We start from the raw sequence: 24,618 nt of genomic DNA on the forward strand, positions 1-24,618 counted from the left end.
GCGGCATTCACTCACATCACAACCACGGGCTTTATCACCTTGCCAGACGCCGAATCGGCGAAAGCCTGGTTGATATCGGCCAGCGGATAGCGAACGATAAGCTTATCGATGGGGAATTTCCCCTGCTTGTACTGCTGCACCAGCAGCGGAATAAACAGCGCCGGGACGGCATCGCCTTCAATCACCCCGACCAGCGACTTGCCCTCCGCCATCAGATCGTTCTGCACGTTAAAGGTGATATCCCCGGTAAAGCCGACGATGGCCACCGTACCTAATGGTTTCACCGCGTGCACGGCCTGCAGCACGATGGCCGATACGCCGGTGGTTTCCACCGCGTAGTGAGCGCCTTTGCCGGTGAGCTGTTTGATCAGGGCGACGGCATCCTGTTCCTTGCCATTAATCTGATGGGTGGCGCCCAGTTCGCCCGCCAGGGCGAGGCGACTGGCATGAATATCGACAGCGATGATCTGCGAACAGCCGGTTAATTTCGCCGCCATGATGGCGCTGAGCCCCACGGCGCCGCAGCCAAACACCACAATCGATTCCCCAATCACCGGTTTCAGGCGGTTGAGCACCGTCCCGCTGCCGGTCTGGATGCCGCAGCCCAGCGGGCCGAGCAGGGTGAGATCGACCTCCGGGTCGACCACCACGGCGTTGCTGGCGCGGGTGACCACATACTGGCTGAAGGACGACTGGCCAAAGAACAGGGACAGATCCTGATCGCCCAGCCGATAGGGGGTGGTGCCATCCTCGCGTCGGCCGCCAAAATTAAGCGTATTAAAATCTTCGCAAGCTGAAGGGTGGTTGCTTAAACAATTTTCGCAATGGTGGCAGGCGGCATAGCTGAGCACCACGTGGTCTCCGACTCTGATACCGTTGACTGCCTCCCCGACGCTGGCGACGATCCCGGCGCCTTCATGGCCGAGGATGGCAGGCATAGGCACCACTCCCGGGTTATCGCGCATCACCGCGTCGGTATGACAGACCCCGGTGGCGACAATTTTCACTAATATCTCATCCTTCCCCGGAGGGGAGACGTCGACATCCTTGATGACAAAAGGTTGCTGGTAGCCCAGCGTGACGGCTGCTTTCACTTGCATGGCATGACTCCTGAATGAATTCCCTGGAGAGCGTGGAGGGACAGCCCGAACGGCTCTCCCGTGTTGGCCGCTAACATGAAGAAATATAGCGGTTACCGGTGAAAAGTTAGCACCGGATGTGGCGGAAATTTGCGCCAATCGTGCCTAAAAAAAACGCAGGGCGGCGGGGCATAGGTGTGATGAATATACCGCAGCGAGGAAGAGCTATCCGCTCAATGGTCAGGCGAAAAAGCGGCCGGCAGTCTGTTCTTTCCCCGGCCGCACGTCGAAGGAAAAGTAAAAAAACGGGTTGTTCCGGTAGACAGGGCTTTTTTACCTTTTTTCTGCGGGCAACAATTGGATTATTAATCGTTTTTGTCTAGAGTGGGCGGAATTTATCAAGCAGCGTGATGACGCGTTGCGAATCAATTCACCCGTGCAGAAGGACGCTTTCTCAGGCATGAACCGCAGACGTTTTCTTAAATCTTCCATGGCTGTTGCCGCCGTATGCGGGACGTCAGGAGTCGCTTCCTTATTCAGTCAGGCCGCTTTTGCCGAAGACGCGGGTATTGCCGACGGGCAAACGCGTCGTTTCGATTACACCGTGCTGCAGGCGATGGCCCACGATCTGGCGCGCCAGCCATGGGGCGGCGCCCCGCGCGATCTGCCGCCGACGCTGGCCAATCTGACTCCGCAGGCTTATAACAGCATCCAGTATGACGCCAACCACTCGCTGTGGAACAACATCGAAGAACGCAAACTGGACATCCAGTTTTTCCACGTCGGGATGGGGTTCCGTCGCCGCGTGCGGATGTTCTCTCTTGACGCCGCCACTCAGCAGGCGCGCGAGATCCATTTCCGCCCTGAGCTGTTTAAGTACAATGACGCCGGGGTCGACACCCGCCAGCTGGAAGGGCAGTCCGACCTCGGCTTCGCCGGATTCCGGGTGTTTAAAGCGCCGGAGCTGGCGCGCCGCGATATCGTCGCGTTCCTTGGCGCCAGTTATTTCCGCGCGGTAGACAGCACCTACCAGTACGGCTTGTCGGCTCGTGGGCTGGCGGTAGACACCTTTACCGATACCCCGGAAGAGTTCCCTGATTTCACCTCCTTCTGGTTCGAAACGGTTAAAGGGGACGCCACGGTCTTTACCGTTTACGCGCTGCTGGATAGCCCGAGCATCACCGGGGCCTACAAGTTCACCATCCATTGCCAGGATACCCAGGTCATCATGGACGTGGAAAACCACCTTTATGCCCGCAAGGACATCAAACAGCTGGGTATCGCGCCGATGACCAGTATGTTCAGCTGCGGCAACAACGAGCGCCGGATGTGCGATACCATCCACCCGCAGATCCACGACTCCGATCGGCTGTCGATGTGGCTGGGGAACGGCGAATGGGTCTGCCGGCCGCTGAATAACCCGCAGAAGCTGCAGTTCAACGCCTTCCAGGACAAGAACCCGCGCGGCTTCGGTCTGCTGCAGCTGGACCGCGATTTCTCCCATTACCAGGACGTGATGGGCTGGTATAACAAGCGCCCCAGCCTGTGGGTTGAGCCGCGTAACCAGTGGGGGAAAGGGGCGGTCAGCCTGATGGAGATCCCGACCACCGGCGAAACGCTGGATAATATCGTCTGCTTCTGGCAGCCGGAAAAAGCGGTGAAGGCGGGCGACGAACTGGACTTCCGCTACCGTCTCTACTGGAGCGCGCAGCCGCCGGTGAGCACCCCGCTGGCGCGTGTGCTCGCCACCCGCACCGGGATGGGGGGCTTCCCGGAAGGCTGGGCGCCGGGCGAGCACTATCCGGATAAGTGGGCGCGTCGTTTTGCCATCGATTTTGTCGGCGGCGATCTGAAGGCCGCCGCGCCGCGCGGTATTGAACCGGTGATCACCCTCTCCAGCGGGGAAGCGAAGCAGATTGAGATCCTCTACGTCGAGCCGTTCGATGGCTACCGGATCCTCTTCGACTGGTATCCGACCTCCGACTCGACCGACCCGGTGGAGATGCGCCTGTTCCTGCGCTGTCAGGGCGAAGCCATCAGCGAAACCTGGCTCTATCAGTACTTCCCGCCGGCGCCGGATAAACGTAACTACGTTGACGACCGGATCATGAAATAATCCCGTGACAGCCGCGGCCCGCAGGCAACGCCTGCGGGCCAGTAGAGAGCCCCATGACTACAGACATTCCCGCAGTACCTGAGACGATCCCGGTGACCGACGCACTGACGCTTATCGCGATTGATGAGCGCTACGTCAGCGATCTGCACCAGCTGGTGGTGAAAAACCGCCACTGGCTGCAGCAATCGCTCAACTGGCCCGCCGAAGTGAACAGCGAAGAGGAGACCCGCCGCCATGTGCAGGGTAACGTGATTCTGCATCAGCGGGATTACGCCAAAATGTTTTTGCTGTTTCTCGACCATCGACTCGTGGGCGTCCTGTCGTTCAACCAGATCGAGCCGCAGAACAAAACGGCCTATATCGGCTACTGGATCGATGAAGATCACCAGGGGCAGGGGCTGCTTTCCCGCTCCCTGCAGGCCTTTATCCACCATTATGCCCGCAGCGGGCTGGTGCGCCGGTTTGTGATCAAATGCCGGGTGGCCAATACCCGCAGTAACCAGGTGGCGTTGCGCAATGGGTTCGTTCTTGAAGGTTGCCTCAGGCAGGCTGAGTATCTGAACGGCAGCTATGACGATCAGAATATTTACGCGCGCATTATTGACCGCGACGAGGCGCTAGAGGGCGCCTAACAGCGGCGTGCGGGTGATGTGCTGCTGGCCGTCAAGCGTTTTCGGGCCGCGCAGATGAATGGCCTCTCCCTCCTGTGCGGCAATCTGCACCTCGTCATTGATGGAGACCTGGTGCTCAACGATCACATCGCCGATGATGACTGTCCGCCCCTGGATCAGCACATCGTCGTCGAGCAGAATCGGACCACCTCGCAGCTGCGCCTCGCCCCCGACCATCGCCCGGTGCTTTAACAGGCAGTTGCCTTCAATCACCGCATTCTCCGCCACCTGCGAACTGTAGCGCACGGTGGGAATGGCATCCTCTCCGCGACCGGCGATCAGTCGCGCATGACCATAAACCCGGGCGTTATCGCACACCCAGACGTCGTTTTCTTCGTTCCCCTCCAGTCTTGCCTGGTCGAACACTTCTGCCCGATGTTCGACAAAAGCGTGCTCGACAAAGGCATCGCCGTAGATTTGCGCCTGATGAAGAATACGCGAGGCGCTAACGGTGGCTCGCTGATAAATCTGCAGGACTTTGTCGCGATCGGCGGTCAGCCCGCGGGCGGCAATCACCTGGCAGTGGGGCAGGAGACGCGCCTCGTCGGCGAGGCGACAGTAACCGCGCACCAGACTATGATTAATCGTGACGTTGTCACTTATCTGCGCGTGATGGCTAATGTGCGAGGCATGAATGCATGCCCGTCCGCCGATGGCGGCCTCGTGGCTGACCACGCAGGGCCCGGTTAAGCGAGCGTCGTCGCGGATACTTGCCCCGGCGAAAACCACGCTGTTGGCATCGTAGATCCAGCACTCTCCCTGTTGGCTGAGAGCGCTTTCCGCGTCCACCCAACCGCCTTCGCTGCCTGCTTTGACGTCAGCGAAATCGATAAGCGCCACTATCTGGCGCAGGGTGACGCTCTGTTTGCCAGCCTCTTCCTGGTAACAATACTGCCGGGTCTGTTCGCTGAGACGGTATTTACGCATTCCCGATCCTCATTACTTATGGTTAACATAAACATAGCAAAGATCGCCGTAGCGCGCGGGATAAGGTTCCTTTAAAATGCAACTTCAAATTAAATTGATATCATCAACAAAATGAAGAGTAAGCAAACGCCGCGGCAGACGCTGAACCTGCCGGCAGGCTATTTTGGTATGGTGCTCGGCACCATCGGAATGGGCTTCGCCTGGCGCTACGCCAGCACGCTCTGGCCGGTTAGCCGCAGCATCGGCGATGGTCTGGTGATGCTGGCGATTGCGATGTGGGCGCTGCTCAGCATGGCGTTTATCAGCCGGGCAATTCGCTTTCCGGCGAGCGTGCTACGGGAGATGCGTCATCCGGTCAGCAGCAGCTTTGTCAGCCTGTTTCCGGCCACTACGCTGCTGGTGGCGATCGGGCTAGTGCCCTGGTGGCGACCGCTGGCGCTGGGATTGTTTGTGCCGGGGGTGGCGCTGCAGCTTGCCTATGCCGCCTGGCAAAGTGGCGGCTTGTGGCGGGGGACGCATCCTCACGAGGCCACCACGCCGGGGCTCTATCTGCCCACGGTGGCCAATAATTTCATTAGCGCGATGGCCTGCGGCGCGCTGGGATTTACCGACGCGGGGCTGGTGTTCCTCGGCGCCGGGGTCTTCTCCTGGTTGAGCCTCGAGCCGGCGATCCTCCAGCGTCTGCGCAGCGCGGGCGAGCTGCCGACGCCGCTGCGCACCTCGCTGGGGATCCAGCTGGCGCCTGCGCTGGTGGCCTGCAGCGCCTGGCTCAGCGTCAACGGTGGGGAAGCGGATACCTTCGCGAAGCTGCTGTTTGGTTACGGCCTGCTGCAGCTACTGTTCATGCTGCGCCTGATGCCCTGGTATCTTCGCCAGCCGTTCAATGCTTCCTTCTGGAGCTTCTCGTTCGGTATTTCCGCGCTGGCCACTACCGGCCTGCATCTCGGCCAGGCCAGGGCGGACGGCTTTTTTCACCATCTGGCAATGCCGCTGTTTATTTTTAGCAATCTGGTTGTCGGCCTGCTGTTACTGCGCACAATTTTGCTGTTGGTGAGCGGGAAACTGCTGGTACAGGTCGACCGGGAAACACTCCTGAATAAGAAGGAAGGATCATGACAACGCGTGACGCGGATTATTTTAGTGATAAATATGGCCTGACACGCACCCATTCCGAGGTGCTGCATGCTGCGACAGTGGTGCCGCCGGGGCGGGCGCTGGATCTGGGCTGTGGCAACGGGCGTAACAGCCTTTATCTGGCGGCGAACGGATTCACGGTGACGGCGTGGGATAAAAATCCGATGAGCATCAATAATCTGGAAAGTATTCGCGCTGCCGAGGCGCTGGAAAATCTCCGCACCGCGGTAACCGACCTCAATAGCCTGACCTTTGACGGGGAGTATGACCTGATCCTCTCCACCGTGGTGATGATGTTCCTGGAGCCTGACACCATCCCGGGCCTGATCGCCAATATGCAGCACTGCACCGCCGCCGGCGGCTATAACCTGATTGTGGCGGCAATGGATACCGAAGATTATCCCTGCACCGTCGGCTTCCCGTTTGCCTTTAAACCCGATGAGCTTCGTGATTATTACCAGGGCTGGGAGCTGCTGAAATACAATGAGGACGTCGGCGAGCTGCATCGCACCGACGCCAACGGCAATCGCGTCAAACTGCGCTTCGCCACCCTGTTGGCGCGCAAGCCTGCCTGATACGCGGCGGCGTGGGAAGCTGAGCATGGCCCGCGCCGCATTCCCCGCCAAAGCGTGGGCAAGACAGAGATCCGTTGCGGCGAAAATGAGCCTGGAAAACCGCGCAATACGCTTTTTAAGTGATTATTTAATAACGTAATGTTCATCCTATCAATATTTATAAATCTTCCTTGACGAAGCCCTTTTTTTGTCACAAAACTAGTGGGTCCTATTTGCTATAACGTCTGCCGAAAAAAACTGCATTTACAGGGATCTCTCTATGCGTACTCGCGTTTTACTGAAAGTCGCCGCTCTGGCGGGAATATTGGCGTTGACCGGCTGTGCGGCGAAAGTGGCGCAACCGAATCAGTATTCGGGCTTCTTAAAAGATTATTCCAGTTTGAAAGAAACGACCTCTGCCTCCGGCAAGCCGGAGCTGCGCTGGATCGATCCGAACTTCAATCCAGCCAACTATGACAATATCGTTTATCACCCGGTGACCTACTATCCGGTACCGAAGCCGACCACCCAGGTAGGGGAAAAGGCGCTGCAGGATATTCTTAACTACACCAACAAAGAGCTGAAACAGGCTATTTCCGAGCGTAAACCGCTGGCCACTACCGCCGGCAAGCGCAGCCTCATCTTCCGCGGGGCGATCACCGGGGTGGACTCCAGCAAAGAGGGGCTGCAGTTCTATGAAGTGATCCCGGTCGCTATGATTGTCGCCGGCACCCAGGCCGCCACCGGCCATCGTACCATGGACACCGATCTGTACTTTGAGGCGGAGGTCATTGACGCCAGCACCAATAAGCCGGTCATCAAGGTCGTTCGTAAAGGGGAAGGCAAAACCCTGGCGAATGAGAATACGCCGCTGACCGTCGATACCCTGAAGCAGGTGATCGATGATATGGCGGTCGACGCCGTCAAATTCGATCCCTCTCAGCGTTAATCGTGCCAGCGCCGTCTGACGACGGCGCTGTTTCTCTTCTGTCTCCTCAGGCCAGCCTTCGGCGCAGCAGCAGCTGTTCCGGTTTGGCAAACATCACCAGGTTACCCAGCAGGATCAGCGCCAGCCCGATCACAGCGTTGCTGTGCCAGACATACCCTTCATAGACGGTGGAAATGGATAATGCGACCAGCGGAAAGAGCAGCGTACTGTAGGCGGCTTTGCTGGCGCCAATGCGCCCCACCAGAGTGAAATAGGCCCCAAAGGCAATGACCGAGCCGAACAGCGCCAGGTAAAGCAGGGCGCCGAGGTAACTGACGGTCCACTCCGGCATAAAATTATCGCCACGTAGCAGGGCGATCGCGCCCATCACCAGCGTCCCGTAGAGCATCGCCCAACTGTTGGTGGTGAGGGTTTCCAGCCCTCGCCGCTGGTGGCGAATGCTGAACATATTGCCCAGTGAAAAGCCGTAGGTGCCCAGGGCGCTCAGACCGATCCCCCACAGCAGCGAGGCGTTTAGCCCATTGGCCAGCAGGTCATCCCAGAACAGGGTGACGATACCGGCGAGGCCCAGTGCGGCGGCGGCCCAGAAGCGGCCCGGCGGCTGCTGGCGAAAAAAAAGAAAGCTGTTAATGGCGTTAAACAGTACGGCCATGGAAAAGATCACCGATTCCAGACCGGTGTTGATCCAGGCCGCGGCGGTATAAAAACACCAGAAATTAAAGCAGAAGACGCAGCAGCCCTGCAGCAGGCAGCAAAAGTGATCTTTCGCGCCCAGCGGCCGTAGCCGTCGCGTGACAAGCAGAATCGTCAGCATCGTGATGCTGGCCACGGCAAAGCGCCAAAAAATGGATACCGGCGCCGCCACCGGCCCTTGTTGTAAAAAAATCGCAATCCACGTTGTACCCCAGATCACGACAACGAGTGCATAAAGTAATGCGTTCACCCTGACTCTCCTCTGCTTGTTGAAGGGAGGAGTATGCCGCCTGTCGCAACCGGCAGCTTTCACCCGCTTGTTGTCGGCTTGCAAATTCTTGCGCTTATTTGTCATTCGCCTGCGGTGAGGACTGGAAACCGCGCCGGAGTCTCCCTAGACTAGAGCTTTTACGGGCAGATGCGTGAAGGCAATGGGTTACGGGACGTTTGAAACATTACGGCGACAGAACGCGGTGCTGCGGGGCACGGTGGAGCTGAATTCCGGAATTCAACTGGCCGCCTGGTACAACAATTGCGATACCGTGACGGTGCGCAGCGATCACCATACGTTGAGCCTGTACGTCGCCGATGGCTATGAAAGCTATCAAAAGACGCCGCACGGCTGGAAAAATGGCGGCGGCCCGGATCGCTTTTGTCTGATGCCGAAAGGGGATGAGAGCGTCTGGGATATCCGCGGCGATCTGTCTTTTGTGCATCTCTACTGTACCGATGAGCACCTGCGCCGCGTCGGCGAAGAGGTGTGGGATCGTAGCCCGGCAAACTTCACCCTGCAGGAAAAAACCTTCGCCAGCGATGACAAAATCACCGCGGTGTACCGCCAGTTTTTACTGGCCAATGACTGGCGACAGCCGGCGAACCAGTTGACCCTCAGCGCCGCCAGCAGCTTACTGCTCACCCATCTGATCCAGCACTACTCCACCGTGCAGTGGCGTTTGCCGACGGTCACCGGAGGGCTGGCGCCGGGCGTGAAGCGTCACGTGCTGGCCTGGATCGATGCCCACCTCGATCAGCCGCTGACCCTGGCCGACCTGGCGCAGCAGGCGGGACTCAGTGAGTTCCATTTTGCCCGCATGTTCCGCCAGTCGTTGAATATGGCCCCGCATCAATATGTGATGCAGCAGCGAATGGCCAGGGCTCAAAATCTGCTCTGCCACAGCGCGCTGCCGTTAACGGAGATTGCGCTGGTCTGCGGCTTCAGCTCCGCCAGCCATTTCAGCCATCGGGTGAAAGCGGCCACCGGCCTGACGCCGTCCCAGCTAAGGGCGGCGCAGCGCGGATAACACGCCATAGCTTACCCCACCAAGCACCACGCCCCAGAAGGCCGAACCAATTCCCGCCAGCGTCACGCCGCTGGCGGTGACCAGAAAGGTCAGTACTGCCGCATCGCGTTCACTGGCCTGATGTACCGCCTGAAACAGGCTGCCGCCGATGGTGCCGAGCAGCGCCAGGCCGGCCAGCATCTGGATCCACGCCGCGGGTAAAGCCGACATCAGGGCGGTGATCGACCCGCCGAACAGACCCGCCAGCAGATAAAAACCGCCTGCGGCCATGGCCGCCAGCCAGCGCTGTTGCGGATCCGGGTGCGCCTCCGGACTCTGGCAAATCGCAGCGGTGATCGCCGCGATGCAGATGGAGTAGACCCCAAACGGCGCCAGCAACAACGCCAGACCTCCACAGGCGACGAGCAGTGCCGATACCGGTACGGTGTAGCCGGATGCCTGCAGCGTGGCGAACCCGGGGGCGTTCTGCGAGGCCATGGTGACGAGGAAAAACGGCAGGCCGACACTGAGCAGCAGCGCCGGGGTAAACTGCGGCGCGATCCACTCTGGTGCCGCGAAGGCCAGCGGTACGGCCGTCCTGGCGACGTCCCCGGAGGCCGCCGCGATCAGCGCCCCCACCACCAGCGCGGCGACTACCGCGAAGCGGGGCCACAGCGCTTTACAGAGAAGCCAGGCGGCGAGCATGCCGCCGCACAGCAGCAGATGGTCCTGTAAGCCGGCGAAGGCCTGCAAACCGAAACGCAGCAGGATCCCGGCCAGCATCGCGGCGGCCAGTGAATGGGGAATGATCTTCATCAGCCGGGCAAACAGGCCCGTCACGCCGCAAAGGACGATCAGCGCGTTGGCAAAGATAAACACCCCCACGGCCTCGGCGAGGGTGACTCCCTGTAGACCGCTGACCAGCAGCGCGGCGCCCGGCGTTGACCAGGCGGTGAGCACAGGAACTTTACGCCAGCCGCTCAGCGCAAGGGTGCTGATACCCATGGCGAGGCCAAGGGCCGTCATCCAGCCGGCGATCTGCCCGGGGGTAGCGCCAGCGGACGCAGCAGCCTGCCAGATAATGGCGGCTGAACTGGCGTAGCCCACCAGTACAGCGACGAAACCCGCCAACAGAGTGGGAAGAGGAAGGGTAAACGAGCGCATAGGATTCTCTTGTGCGTTATAACATACAAATACTCTATCACTGTGCGTTATAGCGCACAAGGTGCGGATGTGGAGAGCGTAAGACACCTGTTCTCACGGTGATATGCCGAGAAACGCCCTGTAGAATCAGGCAAATGGGGATATACTCTTGCCTGTACAAGTCAGGAGGTAGGATGAATATTGCGCAACATCTGGCGGCAACGCTCAAAACCCTGCGCCAGCAGCGTGGCTGGAGTCTCTCGCGTCTGGCAGAAGAGACGGGGGTGTCGAAAGCCATGCTGGGGCAGATTGAGCGTAATGAATCGAGCCCGACGGTGGCGACGCTGTGGAAGATTGCCACCGGGCTGAACGTGCCGTTTTCGGCGTTTATCGTTCCGGACGCCAGCGCAGCGCCTTCCGCTTTTGATCCGCAGCAGCAGGCGATGGTGGTGACCCCGGTCTTCCCGTGGGACCCGGAGCTGCGCTTTGACCATTTTTCGATAACCCTTGCCCCCGGCGCGTTGAGCGAATCGACGCCGCATGAGAAAGGGGTGATTGAACATGTGGTGGTGATTAGCGGCGCCCTGGATCTCTGTTTACAGGGGGAGTGGCATTTACTGCAGCCAGGGGAGGGACGGCGCTTCGCCGGCGATGAGGCGCATGCGTATCGTAACCGCGGCGTTCAGGCGGCCCATTTCCATTCTCTTATCCATTATCCAAAAGAAAAAACCGCGGGCGAACCCGCGGCCAGACAAGATGACTGATGATAACCACTCACAACGTGACGAGGAAAATCCGGAATACGAGATGACAGTACGCTGCGCGAGGATGTGAAGGAACTATCTTTTCCGTCAATACTTTGCTGAAAAATGAAAATTCGTCGTCGCGCGACGGTGGAAAAGGTTTTCGTCTGTACCCGGTTCTGACTACAATAGCCGCCATTTCGACCCCCTTATACTGGATAACAACACGCGTATGCGCCTGCACAATCATCGTCTTGAACTTCTTAGTCCTGCCCGCGACGCCGGTATCGCTCGCGAAGCGATCCTCCACGGCGCCGACGCCGTTTATATCGGTGGGCCTGACTTTGGCGCTCGTCACAATGCCAGCAACAGCCTGAGCGACATCGCCGGTCTGGTGCCTTTTGCCCATCGCTATGGCGCCAAAATCTTTGTCACGCTGAACACCATTCTGCATGATGATGAGCTGGAGCCGGCGCAGCGGCTGATTACCGATCTTTATGAGGCGGGCGTTGACGCGCTGATTGTGCAGGATATGGGGATCATGGAGCTGGATCTGCCGCCGATTGAGCTGCACGCCAGCACCCAGTGTGATATCCGCAGCGTGGAAAAAGCGAAATTTCTCTCCGACGCCGGCTTCAGCCAGATCGTGCTGGCGCGTGAACTGAATCTCAGTCAGATCAAAGCTATTTATGACCATACCGACGCCACCATTGAATTCTTTATTCATGGCGCGCTGTGCGTGGCCTATTCCGGGCAGTGCAACATTTCGCACGCCCAGACCGGACGTAGCGCCAACCGGGGCGACTGCTCGCAGGCTTGCCGCCTGCCGTATACCCTGAAAGACGATCAGGGACGGGTGGTGGCCTATGAAAAACATCTCCTGTCGATGAAGGACAACGATCAGACCGCCAACCTGGCGGCGCTGATCGACGCCGGGGTACGTTCCTTCAAAATTGAAGGCCGTTACAAAGACATGAGTTATGTGAAAAACATCACTGCGCACTACCGTCAAATGCTGGATGCCATTATCGAAGACCGCGGCGATCTGGCGCGCGCCTCGGCAGGGCGTACCGAGCACTTCTTCATTCCCTCTACCGATAAAACCTTCCATCGCGGCAGTACCGACTACTTCGTCAATGCCCGCAAAGGCGATATCGGCGCGTTTGATTCGCCGAAATTTATCGGGCTGCCGGTGGGCGAAGTCTTGAAGGTGGGGAAAGACCATCTTGATGTCGAAGTGAGCGAACCGTTAACCAACGGCGATGGCCTTAACGTGATGATCAAGCGTGAAGTGGTGGGCTTCCGTGCCAATACGGTGGAGAAAACCGGCGAAAATCGCTATCGGGTGTGGCCGAACGAGATGCCGGCGGATCTGCACAAAGCGCGTCCGCACCAGGCGCTCAACCGTAACCTCGATCACAACTGGCAGCAGGCGCTTCTGAAGACTTCCAGCGAACGCCGCATCGCCGTGGACGTTACGCTGAGCGGCTGGCAGGAACAGCTGGTTCTGACCATGACCTGTGAAGATGGCGTCAGCGTGACCCATACTCTCGACGGAGCGTTCGCCGAAGCCAATCAGGCAGAAAAAGCGCTGGCCAATTTGCGTGACGGCGTCACAAAACTGGGACAGACCATTTACTACCCACGCGACGTGCAGGTCAACCTGCCGCCACTGTTTGTCCCCAACAGTCTGCTCAACCAGCTGCGTCGTGAAACGGCTGAAATGCTGGACGAAGCGCGCCTCAACGCCTGGCAACGCGGCACCCGCAAGCCGGTCTCCGTACCGCCGCCGGTCTATCCGGAGACCCATCTCTCCTTCCTCGCCAACGTCTATAACCATAAGGCGCGGGCCTTTTACCAGCGCTATGGCGTGCAGCTGATTGACGCCGCCTATGAAGCGCACGAAGAGAAGGGCGATGTGCCGGTGATGATCACCAAACACTGCCTGCGGTTTGCGTTTAATCTTTGTCCGAAACAGGCGAAAGGCTCCATCAAGAGCTGGAAAGCCACGCCGATGCAGCTGATCCACGGCGATGAAGTGCTGACCCTGAAGTTTGACTGTCGCCCGTGCGAAATGCATGTCGTCGGGAAGATTAAAAACCACATCCTCAAAATGCCGCTTCCCGGGAGCATCGTCGCCTCCGTCAGCCCGGATGAGCTGATGAAGACCCTGCCGAAGCGCAAAGGAGCCTGATCCAGCGCGACGCTACGGGCAATGCGGCGCCCGCGGTTTGCGGGCATCCTGCCAGCGGTGATGCTCGTTCAGATCGGCGGCGGCCTCCTCGCACTGGCTGCGAAGCTCGTCGCTGTCCGCCTCGTGCAGCAGCTGCTGTTCGAGGCTCTGCACCGGAAAGTAATCGTGCCCCTGGCGGTGGGCCAGCAGATGTCCTGAAAACAGCGCGCACAGCAACAGCAGCGCGCTCATGCTTCTCCTCAACATACCTTTACTCTGCGAATCAATGGGGTGGGCTTACTATGCCAGGCGTTGTGCAGGTTTTTTTCTCGGCTTCTCAAAGAAGGGCAAGAGTTTGTCAATGTCAGCTGAAAGAAGGTGAAAAAAAGCCTGGCGCAGAAGGCCAGGCCTGAGGGGTTATGCTTTTGGCGGCAGCGGTTTCCCGCTGTGCTCGCCGCCTTTTGGTGGCTGCTTGCCGTCACGCTGCGGCTGTTTGCCATCTCGTTGTGGCTGCTTGCCATCTCGTTGTGGCTGCTTGCCGTTGTGTTGCGCTTGCTTACCATCGTGTTGGCCGTTTTTCGCCAGCGGTTTACCCTGATGCTGCGCGCCTTTTTCTGGCGGCGGTGGCGGGTTGTCGGCAGCGAACGCCCATGACGATATTCCCAGCGTCATCACGGCGGACAGTAAAGCTAATTTCTTCATAGCAATATCCTTTCTTCTGATGTATCGCCGTATTTCATCAGGCAAAAGTGAAGATAAGATGGAGAAATCCCTTTTCGGACTTCTCTGCATCCCACTCAGACTTTTAGCCCTGCGGCGGTCATCAGCAGGCGAAACAGCAGGCTGATGGCGGCCAGCGTCAGTACGCTGCCTCCCCAGAGCGCGATCAGCCACAGCAGACGTTTAGGCCAGGCAGTATGCATCAGTGATATCCCTCCCCGGGCTGAACTTTGCCGCGGAACACGTAATAGCTCCAGCAGGTGTAGCCAAGAATGACCGGAATAATCAGCAGTGCGCCCACCAGCATAAAGCCCTGGCTTTGCGGGGGAGCGGCAGCCTGCCACAGCGTGATGGCCGGCGGGATAATATGCGGCCAGATGCTGATCCCCAGTCCGCTAAAGCCGAGAAAGACCAGGCCCAGCGTCAGCGTGAAGGGCGAAACATGGCGGTCGCGCTGATGCAGCGTACGCCACAGCCAGCCGCTGATGAGGATCACCAGCAGCGGCACCGGCAGCAGGAAATAGAGATTCGGCAGGCTGAACCAGCGGGCGGCAATTGCCGGGTGCGCCAACGGAGTCCACAGGCTGATGACGGCAAACACCGCCAGCAGGGTAACCAGCAGCTGCCGCGATGCGCTTCGCATCCGCTGCTGCAGCGCGCCTTCGCTTTTCATCACCAGCCAGGTGGCGCCGAGCAGCGCATAGGCCACGCACAGCCCGAGTCCGCAAAACAGGCTGAACGGGGTCAGCCAGTCAAACATGCCGCCGCTGAAGCTTCGGCCGCTGACCGGGAAACCGTTGATCACCGCCCCGACCACCACGCCCTGGCTGAAGGTCGCCAGCAGGGAACCGCCAAAAAAGGCACGGTCCCAGAAGGGTCGGTGCGACGGCGTGGCCTGGAAGCGAAACTCAAAGGCGACGCCGCGAAAAATCAGGCCGATCAGCATCAGGGTCAGGGGGATCGACAGGGCGTCGATTATCACCGCGTAGGCGAGGGGAAAAGCGCCAAACAGACCAGCGCCGCCCAGTACCAGCCAGGTCTCATTGCCATCCCACACCGGGGCGACGCTGTTGACCATTACGTCGCGCTCGGTGCTGCCCCGTACTGTGCCGAACAGCATCCCGATGCCCAGATCAAAGCCATCCATGACAATGTACATCAGCGTGGCAAAGACGATAATCACGAACCAAATCACCGATAATTCGATACCCATTAGCGGGACTCCTTCTGCAGATAACCTTCAGTGGCGGCGGACAGCGGGCGGGCTGGCGTACCGGTTGTCGCGGGCTGCACCTCCTGCGGCCCCTTGCGGATCAGGCGCAGCATATAGCTGTAGCCGACGCCGAAGACGGCGCTGTAGACCACGATAAAGGTCAATAAACTGACCGACATATGCAGATCGCCGTGGGCGGAAACGGCGTCTGCAGTGCGCTGAACGCCATACACCACCCATGGCTGACGGCCCACTTCGGTGGTTACCCAGCCGGCGAGAATAGCAATCAGTCCTGAAGGGCCCATCCATAGCGCAAAGCGCAGAAATGGCCGGGAATGGTACAGTCGGCCGCCGCGACGCAGCCACAGGGCCAGTACGCCGAGCAGGAGCATTAGCATGCCAAGACCGGCCATCAGGCGAAACGACCAGAACACCACGGTAGCGTTCGGGCGATCCTCAGGAGCGAACTCCTTCAACGCCGGCACCTGTTTATCAAGGCTGTGGGTGAGGATCAGGCTGCCCAGGGCCGGGATCTCAAGCCCGTAGCGGGTGCGCTCCTGCGCCATATCAGGCCAGCCAAACAGCAGCAACGGCGTTGCCTCGCCCGGCGGGTTTTCCCAGTGGCCCTCAATGGCGGCTATTTTCGCCGGCTGGTGTTTCAGGGTATTAAGACCATGCATATCGCCGATCAGCGCCTGGACGGGGGCGACCAGCAGCGTCATCCAGAGCGCCATCGAGAACATCTTACGGATCGCCGGCGACTGATTGCCGCGCAGCAGATGCCAGGCCGCCGAGGCGCCGACAAACAGCGCGCTACTGAGAAACGCCGCCACTGTCATATGCAGTAAGCGGTAGGGGAACGACGGGTTAAAGATCACTGCCAGCCAGTCGACGGGCACCACCTGGCCGTCAACGATCTCAAACCCCTGCGGGGTCTGCATCCAGCTGTTGGAGGCGAGGATCCAGAAGGTCGAGATGATGGTGCCCAGCGCCACCATGCAGGTGGCGAAAAAATGCAGCCCCGGCCCTACGCGGTTCCAGCCGAAGAGCATCACCCCGAGAAAGCCCGCTTCCAGAAAGAACGCTGTCAGGACTTCATAGGTCAGCAGGGGGCCGGTAATGCTCCCCGCGAACTGAGAGAAACCGCTCCAGTTGGTGCCGAACTGATAGGCCATCACCAGCCCGGAAACCACCCCCATGCCGAAGTTGACGGCGAAGATTTTCGACCAGAAGTGGTACAGCGAACGCCAGGTGGGATTTTTGCTTTTTAGCCACAGACCTTCGAGTACCGCCAGGTAGCTGGCCAGCCCAATAGTAATGGCGGGAAAGATAATATGAAATGAGACCGTAAAGGCGAATTGAATTCGCGCAAGATGGAATGCATCAAGACCGAACATGCAGGACTCCACTACAAAATTGATTCAGCGCAATTTTAGGCAGGGTGGTGGCTGGGGGGCAGAGGCAGTCGCGCCATTTTTTATCATAACAGTTGGCCTCTGTTATGATTTTTCACCTCGCGTCCAGATCATCGGCCGGTACGAATAAATACCGATGGGGTGGGTCGCTTAACCAACAGACCAGCGGAGATTTGGCCGTTATCCCGGGAGCGGTTGATCGGCGGACTCGGCCGCCGGCACGGCACTGTTTCTGGCCGGAATAATATATCCCGAATATCACACGGTGCTGTATTAATTCTTGCGATAATGCACAACGAGTTTTAGCGTCATTTATTCTCACGCATTAGTATGAGAATAAGTAAAAACGCTGAGCGGGTTAATCGTAAATTAAATAATAATAAATTGTCGACTCCGTGGGTAATTTGTACTGTATGCGCTCGGGAATAAATAAAAAGGAATGCCCATGTCTGAAAAAGGATTACAGAGTTTGTGCATTACGCTCGGCGTGATGATTATCTTCTGGTTTGCGTTAATCTCACTATTCTGGGTGGTGATATTTTAAACCTATCCCGTGCTATGACGGGACGCGACTGCCGCTGCAGATATAACAGTTACAGCAAACTATGATTTTTTTATAACTGATATATGATAATGGGAGGTTATCGTACGGGGACGGCCGCAATGAAAAAGTATCAACAGCTGGCGCAACAGCTGACCGAACAGATCGCGCTTGGCGTATGGTTGCCTGGCGATCGGCTGCCGTCGCTGCGCGAGCAGGTGATCAGCAGCGGCATGAGCTTTATGACCGTCAGCCATGCCTATCAGCTGCTGGAAAGCCAGGGGCGCATCGTCGCCCGTCCGCAGTCGGGTTATTATGTCGCCCCTCAGCCGGTGAAGCTTAGACAGCCGGCGCCGCCTGCCCAGGTGACCCGCGATGAAGCTGTCGATATCAATACCTATATCTTTGAGGTGCTACAGGCCAGCCGCCAGGCGTCGATGCTGCCCTTTGCCTCGGCCTTTCCGGACCCGCGTCTCTTCCCGCTGCAGCAGCTTAACCGCTCGCTGGCGCAGGTGAGCAAAACCGCCACCGCCATGAGCGTCATTGAGAACCTGCCGCCGGGCAATGCGGAGTTGCGGCACGCCATTGCCCGACGCTATGCCCTGCAGGGGATGAACATCTCGCCGGACGAGATCGTGATTACCGCCGGGGCGCTGGAGGCGCTTAACCTCAGTCTGCAGGCAGTGACCGAGCCGGGCGACTGGGTGGTGGTGGAAAACCCCTGTTTCTACGGCGCCCTGCAGGCGCTGGAGAGGCTGCGCCTGAAGGCGCTGTCGGTGGCGACCGACGTCAAAGAGGGCATTGACCTGACGGCGCTGGAAGCGGCCCTGCAAAATTACCCGGTCAAGGCCTGCTGGTTAATGACCAACGGGCAGAACCCGCTCGGCTTTACGCTTAGCGCCGAAAAAAAAGCGGCGCTGGTGGCGCTGCTGGCGCGCTATAACGTGATGCTGATAGAAGATGATGTCTACAGCGAGCTTTACTTTGGTCGCGAGAAACCGCTCCCGGCGAAATACTGGGACCATCAGGATATGACGCTGCACTGCAGCTCGTTTTCAAAATGTCTGGTGCCCGGGTTTCGTATCGGCTGGGTGGCGGCCGGCAAACAGGCGCGGCGGATCCAGCAACTGCAGCTGATGAGTACGCTCTCCACCAGCTCGCCGATGCAGCTAGCCCTGGTGGATTATCTGTCCACCAAGCGCTATGACGCCCACCTGCGCCGTTTGCGCCGCCAGCTGGCGGAGCGTAAACAGCTGGCCTGGCAGGCGCTGCTGCGCCATCTGCCGCCGGAGGTTATCGTCCACCACAGCGACAGCGGCTACTTTCTGTGGATTGAATTGCCGGAAGGGGCCGACGCCAGTGAGCTAAGCGCCCGGGCGCTGGCCTCGCACATCAGCATTGCCCCAGGAAAAATGTTCTCCACCTCCGCCAGCTGGACCTCGTTTTTCCGTTTTAATACCGCCTGGGGCTGGGGGGAACGCGAAGAGCAGGGGGTGAGGCGGTTGGGTGAACTTATTCGTGAGCAGCTTACCTGACGACTCAGGCTATTTTCCGTCGCCATCAACTCTCGACAAAAATAAACGCGGGTGAGTTTTTATTGAGGCCGGTCATTATTTTACCGGCGCTCATCATAGGAAATACGCATACCCCTCCTTTTTCTCTAACTCGTTGTCTATAATCCATAAAGTCCTGCTTGTGTTGGCGATTTTTGCGTAATGCGTCCCGGGTCACAACCTGAATAAATTCCCCAGGGGGCGTTAATCCGCTGACTACCCTTATTTCAGGAGATATTTTTACGGCACGGCTGCCGCTAATTACCTTGTGACAGGAGTAACACCTGATGAGCAAAAAATTTGCCCGTTGCAGCCTTTATGTGCTGAGCATGGCCTGTTTGACCGTGCAGGCGGCAGAGCCACTCACCTCGCTGGATAAACCGGAAGGGCGGCTCGATATTATTGCCTGGCCGGGGTATATCGAACGCGGCCAGACAGACAAGCAGTACGACTGGGTCACTCAGTTTGAAAAAGAGACCGGGTGTCAGGTTAATGTCAAAACCGCCGCTACCTCTGACGAGATGGTCAGCCTGATGGCCAAGGGGGGCTACGATCTGGTGACCGCGTCGGGCGATGCCTCGCTGCGTCTGATCATGGGCAAACGCGTTCAGCCGATTAATACCGCGCTGATTGCCGGCTGGCGCACCCTCGATCCACGCATTGCGCAAGGGGCATGGTTTAACGTCGGCGGTAAAGCCTACGGCACGCCGTATCAGTGGGGGCCGAACCTGCTGATGTACAACACCCGTGTATTCCCGACGCCGCCGGACAGCTGGAGCGTGGTCTTCGTTAAACAGAACCTGCCGGACGGCAAAACCAATCAGGGACGCGTGCAGGCCTATGATGGCCCGATCTATATCGCTGACGCCGCGCTGTTTGTCAAAGCCACCCAGCCGCAGCTGGGGATCGAAGATCCCTATCAACTGACCGAAACCCAGTATAACGCGGTGCTGAAAGTACTGCGCGACCAGCAGCCGCTGATCCATCGCTACTGGCATGACGCTACCGTGCAGATGAACGACTTCAAAAACGAAGGGGTGGCCGCCTCCAGCTCGTGGCCCTATCAGGCCAACGGCCTGAAGGCTGAAGGCCAGCCCATCGCCACCGTGTTTCCGAAGGAGGGGGTGACCGGCTGGGCGGATACCACCATGTTGCACAGCGAAGCGAAGCATCCGGTCTGCGCCTACAAATGGATGAACTGGTCGCTCACGCCGAAGGTACAGGGCGATGTGGCGGCGTGGTTCGGCTCGCTCCCGGTGGTGCCAGAGGGGTGTAAAGCCAGCGCGCTGCTCGGTGATAAAGGCTGTGAAACCAACGGCTATGACCAGTTTACCCGGATCCATTTCTGGAAAACGCCGGTTGCCGAAGGCGGGAAATACGTGCCCTACAGCAGATGGACTCAGGACTATATTGCGATAATGGGCGGCCGCTAAGGACGGGAGGCAGACAATGACGTACGCGGTCGAGTTTCAGAATGTATCGCGCCTGTACGGCGATGTGCGGGCCGTAGATGGGGTTAGCATAGGCATTCGCGATGGGGAATTTTTCTCGATGCTGGGGCCCTCCGGTTCGGGTAAAACCACCTGCCTGCGGCTGATTGCCGGTTTCGAGCAGCTCTCCGGCGGCACCATCCGTATTTTCGGTCAGCCGGCCAGCGAACTGCCGCCCTGGCAGCGGGATGTGAATACGGTGTTCCAGGACTATGCGCTGTTTCCCCATATGTCGATCCTCGACAACGTCGCCTACGGCCTGATGGTCAAAGGCATGGCGAAGAAAGCGCGCCATGCCCGCGCCCAGGAAGCGCTGGAAAAGGTGGCCCTTGGCTTTGCTCATCATCGTAAGCCTTCTCAGCTCTCCGGCGGCCAGCGGCAGCGGGTCGCTATTGCCCGGGCGCTGGTGAACCAGCCGCGGGTGCTGCTGCTCGATGAGCCGCTGGGTGCGCTGGATTTGAAGCTGCGCGAGCAGATGCAGGTGGAGCTGAAAAAGCTGCAGCAGTCGCTGGGGATAACTTTTATCTTCGTGACCCACGACCAGAGCGAAGCGTTGTCGATGTCAGACCGCGTGGCGGTGTTTAACAATGGGCGCATCGAACAGGTGGATGCGCCGCAGGATCTCTATCTGCATCCGAAGACCGCGTTTGTCGCTGGCTTTGTCGGCACCGCCAACGTTTTTGAAGCCGAGGCGGCCCGGCGATTGTGCGGCATGCCGGGTAGCTGGTCGCTGCGTCCGGAGCATGTTCGCCTGCAGGGCGGCGGCGAGGTTCAGGTTCAGGGCGTAGTGCAGGCGGTACAGTATCAGGGGGCGGCGACGCGGATTGAGCTCAGGCTGGCGGAGGGGGACAAGCTGCTGGTCAGCCAGGCGAATATCGATGGCGCGGCGGCAGCCAGCGCCCCGCGAATGGGGCAAACGGTGCTGGCGTCATGGTCGCGGTCGGCGATGACCCCGCTGGAAAGCGGAGGCTGAGATGACCATGGCGATGATTCCTGCGCAGGCCGGGCGCGTATCCGGGATCTTCTGGCGTCGGCCAGCATTGGGCCTGTTTTTACTGCTGCTCGGGCCGCTGATGTGGTTTGGTATCGTCTATCTGGGATCGCTCCTGACCCTGCTGTGGCAGAGTATTTATACCTTTGACGACTTCACCATGTCGGTGACCAGCGACTTTACGCTGGCCAACCTGCGGGCGCTGTTCAATCCCGCCAATTACGACATTATTGTCCGTACCCTGGTAATGGCCCTGAGTGTGACGCTCGCCAGCGCCATGCTGGCGCTGCCGATGGCCTGGTACATGGCTTGCTATACCAGCGGCAAAATGAAGGCTTTCTTTTATATCGCGGTGATGCTGCCGATGTGGGCCAGCTATATCGTCAAAGCCTACGCGTGGGTACTGCTGCTGGCCAAAGATGGTGTGGCGCAGTGGTTTCTGGGCCATCTTGGACTGGAAGGGGCGCTGAATGCGCTTCTGACCGTCCCGGCGATCGGCGGCAACACCTTGTCCACCTCCGGGCTGGGACGCTTTCTGGTGTTCGTCTACATCTGGCTGCCGTTTATGATCCTGCCGGTGCAGGCGGCGCTGGAGCGCATTCCGGGCTCCTTGCTGCAGGCGTCGGCCGATCTTGGCGCCGGGCCACGACAGACCTTCCGCTATGTGGTTCTGCCGCTGGCTATCCCTGGTATTGCCGCCGGATCGATTTTCACCTTCTCGCTGACGCTGGGCGACTTTATCGTGCCGCAGCTGGTCGGGCCGCCGGGGTACTTTATCGGCAACATGGTCTACTCGCAGCAGGGGGCGATAGGCAATATGCCGATGGCGGCGGCGTTCACCCTCGTGCCGATCGTGCTGATTGCCCTTTATCTGGCGTTCGTGAAACGTCTGGGAGCCTTCGATGCACTCTGAACGCGCACCCTGGTATCTGCAACTGGCGACCTGGGGCGGCGTGGTGTTCCTCCACTTCCCGCTGCTGATCATTGCCATCTATGCTTTTAATACGGAGGATGCGGCCTTCAGCTTTCCGCCGCAGGGGCTGACGCTACGCTGGTTTAGCGAGGCAGCAGGGCGTAGCGATATTCTCGAATCCGTGACGTTGTCACTTAAAATTGCCGCCCTGTCGACGGCCATTGCCTTAGTACTTGGCACGCTGGCTGCAGGTGCCCTGTGGCGCAGCACTTTTTTTGGTAAGAATGCGGTATCGCTACTGCTGCTGTTACCGATCGCCCTGCCGGGGATCATTACCGGCCTGGCGCTGCTGACGGCGTTTAAAGCCGTCGGTCTCGAGCCGGGGCTACTGACCATTGTGGTGGGGCACGCGACCTTTTGTGTGGTGGTGGTCTTTAACAACGTCATTGCCCGCTTTCGTCGGACCTCGTGGAGCCTGGTGGAAGCCTCGATGGACCTGGGCGCGACCGGCTGGCAGACCTTTCGCTACGTGGTGTTGCCCAATCTGGGATCGGCGCTGCTGGCGGGGGGAATGCTGGCCTTCGCCCTGTCGTTTGATGAAATTATCGTCACCACTTTTACCGCGGGGCATGAGCGAACATTGCCGCTGTGGTTACTGAATCAGCTGGGGCGGCCGCGCGATGTGCCCGTCACCAACGTTGTCGCGCTGTTGGTGATGCTGGTAACGACGATACCAATCTTAGGGGCCTGGTGGCTCACCCGCGACGGCGATAACGACGCCGGAAACGGGAAATAAAACCATGAAACAGGATAATGCTATGCAACACAACCTTTTGATAAACGGTAAGTTAGTGGCAGGTGAAGGCGAAAAGGTGCCGGTATACAACCCTGCGACCGGCGATGTGATCCTGGAGATTGCCGAAGCGACAGCGGCCCAGGTCGATGCCGCCGTTGAGGCGGCGGATCGGGCGTTCGATGCCTGGAGCCAGACAACGCCGAAAACGCGCTCGGAATGCTTGCTGAAGCTGGCGGACGCTATCGCGGCGCAGGCGGAGACCCTGGCGCAGCTGGAGTCGCTGAACTGTGGCAAGCCGTTGCACTGCGTGATTAACGATGAGATGCCGGCCATTGCGGACGTCTTCCGCTTCTTCGCCGGCGCCGCCCGCTGCCTGCCGGGAATGGCCGCCGGAGAGTATCTCGAAGGGCATACCTCAATGATCCGCCGCGACCCGGTGGGCGTGGTGGCCTCTATCGCCCCCTGGAATTATCCCCTGATGATGGCGGCCTGGAAGCTGGCCCCGGCGCTGGCGGCAGGCAATTGCGTGGTGATAAAACCCTCGGAGATCACCCCCCTGACGGCGCTGAAGCTGGCGGATCTGGCAAAAGATATCTTCCCCGAAGGGGTGATCAACGTGCTGTTTGGCCGCGGCAAAACGGTAGGCGACCCGCTGACCTCGCATGCCAAAGTGCGAATGGTGTCGCTGACCGGGTCGATTGCCACCGGGGCCCATATCATCAGCCATACCGCCTCGTCGATCAAACGCACCCACATGGAGCTGGGCGGCAAGGCGCCGGTGATTGTGTTTGACGACGCGGATATCGATGCGGTAGTCGACGGGGTACGAACCTTCGGCTTTTATAACGCCGGCCAGGACTGCACGGCTGCCTGCCGGATCTACGCTCAGCAGGGTATTTACGACCAACTGGTGGAGAAACTTGGGGCGGCGGTGGCCAGCCTGAAAATGGGTGCGCCAGAGGATGCCTCTACCGAGCTGGGACCGCTGAGCTCGCTGGCGCATCTTGAAAGGGTTAGTGCCGCAGTGGAAGCCGCAAAGGCACTACCGCATATTAAGGTGGTCACCGGCGGTCGCCGGGCTGACGGCGCGGGCTATTACTTCCAGCCGACGCTGCTTGCCGGCGCCCGGCAGGAAGACGCCATTGTGCAGCGCGAAGTGTTTGGCCCGGTGGTCAGTGTGACGCCTTTCAGCGATGAAGCGCAGGCCCTGAGCTGGGCGAATGATTCCCAGTATGGTCTGGCGTCCTCAGTATGGACGAAAGATGTAGGCCGTGCCCACCGGCTTAGTGCCAGGCTGCAGTATGGCTGCACCTGGGTCAACACCCACTTTATGCTGGTGAGCGAAATGCCGCACGGCGGCCAGAAACTGTCGGGCTACGGAAAGGACATGTCGATGTATGGCCTTGAGGATTACACGGTGGTCCGCCATGTCATGGTTAAGCATGGCTAAAGCATTGACCCTTTAGTGGCTGGCGATGATTGCGCGACGGTTGTGTTAGTTCGCTAATAGTCACAATGGCAAAA

At 59.0% G+C, this 24,618-nt stretch carries 24 protein-coding genes; 14 read left to right on the top strand and 10 right to left on the bottom strand.

The window, feature by feature from the left end; translation table 11 throughout:
* Nucleotides 1-11: 11 nt before the first annotated feature.
* Nucleotides 12-1,100, bottom strand: a complete 1,089-nt coding sequence (locus tag R0140_RS12165; protein WP_016161186.1) for an NAD(P)-dependent alcohol dehydrogenase — start codon at nucleotides 1,098-1,100, stop codon at nucleotides 12-14.
* 439 nt (nucleotides 1,101-1,539) lie between these two features.
* Between R0140_RS12165 and R0140_RS12170 the strand changes: the two genes are divergently transcribed.
* Together R0140_RS12170 and rimL are read left to right on the top strand one after the other, a co-directional pair.
* Nucleotides 1,540-3,195 (top strand): glucan biosynthesis protein D, encoded by a 1,656-nt coding sequence (locus R0140_RS12170; RefSeq protein ID WP_012541545.1) that lies wholly within the window; start codon nucleotides 1,540-1,542, stop codon nucleotides 3,193-3,195.
* 53 nt (nucleotides 3,196-3,248) lie between these two features.
* Nucleotides 3,249-3,827, top strand: a complete 579-nt coding sequence (gene rimL / locus R0140_RS12175; RefSeq protein ID WP_008804665.1) for a 50S ribosomal protein L7/L12-serine acetyltransferase — start codon at nucleotides 3,249-3,251, stop codon at nucleotides 3,825-3,827.
* Here rimL and ydcK read toward each other — a convergent pair.
* A complete protein-coding gene (gene ydcK / locus R0140_RS12180) occupies nucleotides 3,813-4,793 on the bottom strand; it encodes a YdcK family protein (protein ID WP_008804666.1) in 981 nt (326 codons plus the stop codon). The genes rimL and ydcK overlap by 15 nt on opposite strands.
* Nucleotides 4,794-4,904: 111 nt before the next feature.
* Here ydcK and tehA point away from each other — a divergent pair, with 111 nt between their 5' ends.
* The 3 genes from tehA (at nucleotide 4,905) to R0140_RS12195 (ending at nucleotide 7,430) form a co-directional block, all read left to right on the top strand.
* Nucleotides 4,905-5,909 (top strand): dicarboxylate transporter/tellurite-resistance protein TehA, encoded by a 1,005-nt coding sequence (gene tehA, locus R0140_RS12185; RefSeq protein ID WP_032730515.1) that lies wholly within the window; start codon nucleotides 4,905-4,907, stop codon nucleotides 5,907-5,909.
* Nucleotides 5,906-6,502, top strand: coding sequence for a tellurite resistance methyltransferase TehB (gene tehB / locus R0140_RS12190; protein WP_032735782.1), 597 nt, complete (start codon nucleotides 5,906-5,908; stop codon nucleotides 6,500-6,502). The genes tehA and tehB overlap by 4 nt, the downstream gene beginning before the upstream one ends.
* A 259-nt stretch (nucleotides 6,503-6,761) precedes the next feature.
* Nucleotides 6,762-7,430 carry a DUF3313 domain-containing protein gene (locus R0140_RS12195; RefSeq protein ID WP_004143788.1) on the top strand — a complete coding sequence of 223 codons (669 nt, stop codon included), beginning with the start codon at nucleotides 6,762-6,764 and terminating at the stop codon, nucleotides 7,428-7,430.
* Nucleotides 7,431-7,476: 46 nt separating this feature from the next.
* Here the strand turns inward: R0140_RS12195 and R0140_RS12200 are convergent, their stop codons facing one another.
* Nucleotides 7,477-8,373: a DMT family transporter gene (locus tag R0140_RS12200; protein WP_016161183.1), complete on the bottom strand. Its 897-nt coding sequence runs from the start codon at nucleotides 8,371-8,373 to the stop codon at nucleotides 7,477-7,479.
* Between the two features lie 181 nt (nucleotides 8,374-8,554).
* Between R0140_RS12200 and R0140_RS12205 the strand changes: the two genes are divergently transcribed.
* Nucleotides 8,555-9,424, top strand: a complete 870-nt coding sequence (locus R0140_RS12205; protein WP_016161182.1) for a helix-turn-helix domain-containing protein — start codon at nucleotides 8,555-8,557, stop codon at nucleotides 9,422-9,424.
* On the opposite strand, the gene R0140_RS12210 is transcribed toward R0140_RS12205, so the two are convergent.
* Nucleotides 9,401-10,567 carry a benzoate/H(+) symporter BenE family transporter gene (locus tag R0140_RS12210; protein ID WP_016161181.1) on the bottom strand — a complete coding sequence of 389 codons (1,167 nt, stop codon included), beginning with the start codon at nucleotides 10,565-10,567 and terminating at the stop codon, nucleotides 9,401-9,403. The genes R0140_RS12205 and R0140_RS12210 overlap by 24 nt on opposite strands.
* A 173-nt stretch (nucleotides 10,568-10,740) precedes the next feature.
* Here R0140_RS12210 and R0140_RS12215 point away from each other — a divergent pair, with 173 nt between their 5' ends.
* Nucleotides 10,741-11,310 carry a helix-turn-helix domain-containing protein gene (locus R0140_RS12215; RefSeq protein ID WP_008804673.1) on the top strand — a complete coding sequence of 190 codons (570 nt, stop codon included), beginning with the start codon at nucleotides 10,741-10,743 and terminating at the stop codon, nucleotides 11,308-11,310.
* 10 nt (nucleotides 11,311-11,320) lie between these two features.
* On the opposite strand, the gene R0140_RS12220 is transcribed toward R0140_RS12215, so the two are convergent.
* Entirely contained in the window at nucleotides 11,321-11,488 is a 168-nt protein-coding gene (locus tag R0140_RS12220; RefSeq protein ID WP_162493250.1) for a hypothetical protein, read from the bottom strand.
* A 33-nt stretch (nucleotides 11,489-11,521) separates the two neighbouring features.
* On the opposite strand from R0140_RS12220, the gene R0140_RS12225 reads away from it, so the two are divergent.
* Entirely contained in the window at nucleotides 11,522-13,483 is a 1,962-nt protein-coding gene (locus R0140_RS12225) for a peptidase U32 family protein (protein WP_012541553.1), read from the top strand.
* Nucleotides 13,484-13,495: 12 nt separating this feature from the next.
* Here the strand turns inward: R0140_RS12225 and R0140_RS12230 are convergent, their stop codons facing one another.
* The 5 genes from R0140_RS12230 to R0140_RS12250 form a co-directional block, all read right to left on the bottom strand.
* Nucleotides 13,496-13,729: a DUF2554 family protein gene (locus tag R0140_RS12230; protein WP_012541554.1), complete on the bottom strand. Its 234-nt coding sequence runs from the start codon at nucleotides 13,727-13,729 to the stop codon at nucleotides 13,496-13,498.
* Nucleotides 13,730-13,879: 150 nt separating this feature from the next.
* Nucleotides 13,880-14,164, bottom strand: a complete 285-nt coding sequence (locus R0140_RS12235) for a hypothetical protein (protein WP_032735781.1) — start codon at nucleotides 14,162-14,164, stop codon at nucleotides 13,880-13,882.
* A 95-nt stretch (nucleotides 14,165-14,259) separates the two neighbouring features.
* The gene (locus R0140_RS12240) at nucleotides 14,260-14,385 is read right to left on the bottom strand and encodes a DUF2474 domain-containing protein (RefSeq protein ID WP_002907461.1); all 126 of its coding nucleotides are present in this window, start codon (nucleotides 14,383-14,385) and stop codon (nucleotides 14,260-14,262) included.
* Nucleotides 14,385-15,395: a cytochrome d ubiquinol oxidase subunit II gene (gene cydB, locus R0140_RS12245; RefSeq protein WP_032735778.1), complete on the bottom strand. Its 1,011-nt coding sequence runs from the start codon at nucleotides 15,393-15,395 to the stop codon at nucleotides 14,385-14,387. The genes R0140_RS12240 and cydB overlap by 1 nt, the downstream gene beginning before the upstream one ends.
* Nucleotides 15,395-16,792: a cytochrome ubiquinol oxidase subunit I gene (locus R0140_RS12250; RefSeq protein WP_008804678.1), complete on the bottom strand. Its 1,398-nt coding sequence runs from the start codon at nucleotides 16,790-16,792 to the stop codon at nucleotides 15,395-15,397. Before R0140_RS12250 ends, cydB begins: the two co-directional genes overlap by 1 nt.
* A 681-nt stretch (nucleotides 16,793-17,473) precedes the next feature.
* On the opposite strand from R0140_RS12250, the gene R0140_RS12255 reads away from it, so the two are divergent.
* The 6 genes from R0140_RS12255 to patD all read left to right on the top strand — a co-directional run bounded on the left by R0140_RS12255 (nucleotide 17,474) and on the right by patD (nucleotide 24,544).
* Entirely contained in the window at nucleotides 17,474-18,886 is a 1,413-nt protein-coding gene (locus tag R0140_RS12255; RefSeq protein WP_008804679.1) for an aminotransferase-like domain-containing protein, read from the top strand.
* 305 nt (nucleotides 18,887-19,191) lie between these two features.
* A complete protein-coding gene (gene ydcS / locus R0140_RS12260) occupies nucleotides 19,192-20,337 on the top strand; it encodes a putative ABC transporter substrate-binding protein YdcS (RefSeq protein ID WP_008804680.1) in 1,146 nt (381 codons plus the stop codon).
* A gap of 16 nt (nucleotides 20,338-20,353) precedes the next feature.
* Nucleotides 20,354-21,367: an ABC transporter ATP-binding protein gene (locus R0140_RS12265; protein ID WP_008804681.1), complete on the top strand. Its 1,014-nt coding sequence runs from the start codon at nucleotides 20,354-20,356 to the stop codon at nucleotides 21,365-21,367.
* Between the two features lies 1 nt (nucleotide 21,368).
* The gene (locus R0140_RS12270; protein ID WP_317704038.1) at nucleotides 21,369-22,298 is read left to right on the top strand and encodes an ABC transporter permease; all 930 of its coding nucleotides are present in this window, start codon (nucleotides 21,369-21,371) and stop codon (nucleotides 22,296-22,298) included.
* Nucleotides 22,288-23,094 carry an ABC transporter permease gene (locus tag R0140_RS12275; RefSeq protein WP_008804683.1) on the top strand — a complete coding sequence of 269 codons (807 nt, stop codon included), beginning with the start codon at nucleotides 22,288-22,290 and terminating at the stop codon, nucleotides 23,092-23,094. The genes R0140_RS12270 and R0140_RS12275 overlap by 11 nt, the downstream gene beginning before the upstream one ends.
* Before the next feature lie 22 nt (nucleotides 23,095-23,116).
* A complete protein-coding gene (gene patD / locus R0140_RS12280) occupies nucleotides 23,117-24,544 on the top strand; it encodes an aminobutyraldehyde dehydrogenase (RefSeq protein WP_032733129.1) in 1,428 nt (475 codons plus the stop codon).
* Nucleotides 24,545-24,618: the final 74 nt, after the last annotated feature.

The organism is Klebsiella sp. w6 (genome assembly GCF_033100215.1).
GTDB lineage: Bacteria > Pseudomonadota > Gammaproteobacteria > Enterobacterales > Enterobacteriaceae > Klebsiella > Klebsiella variicola.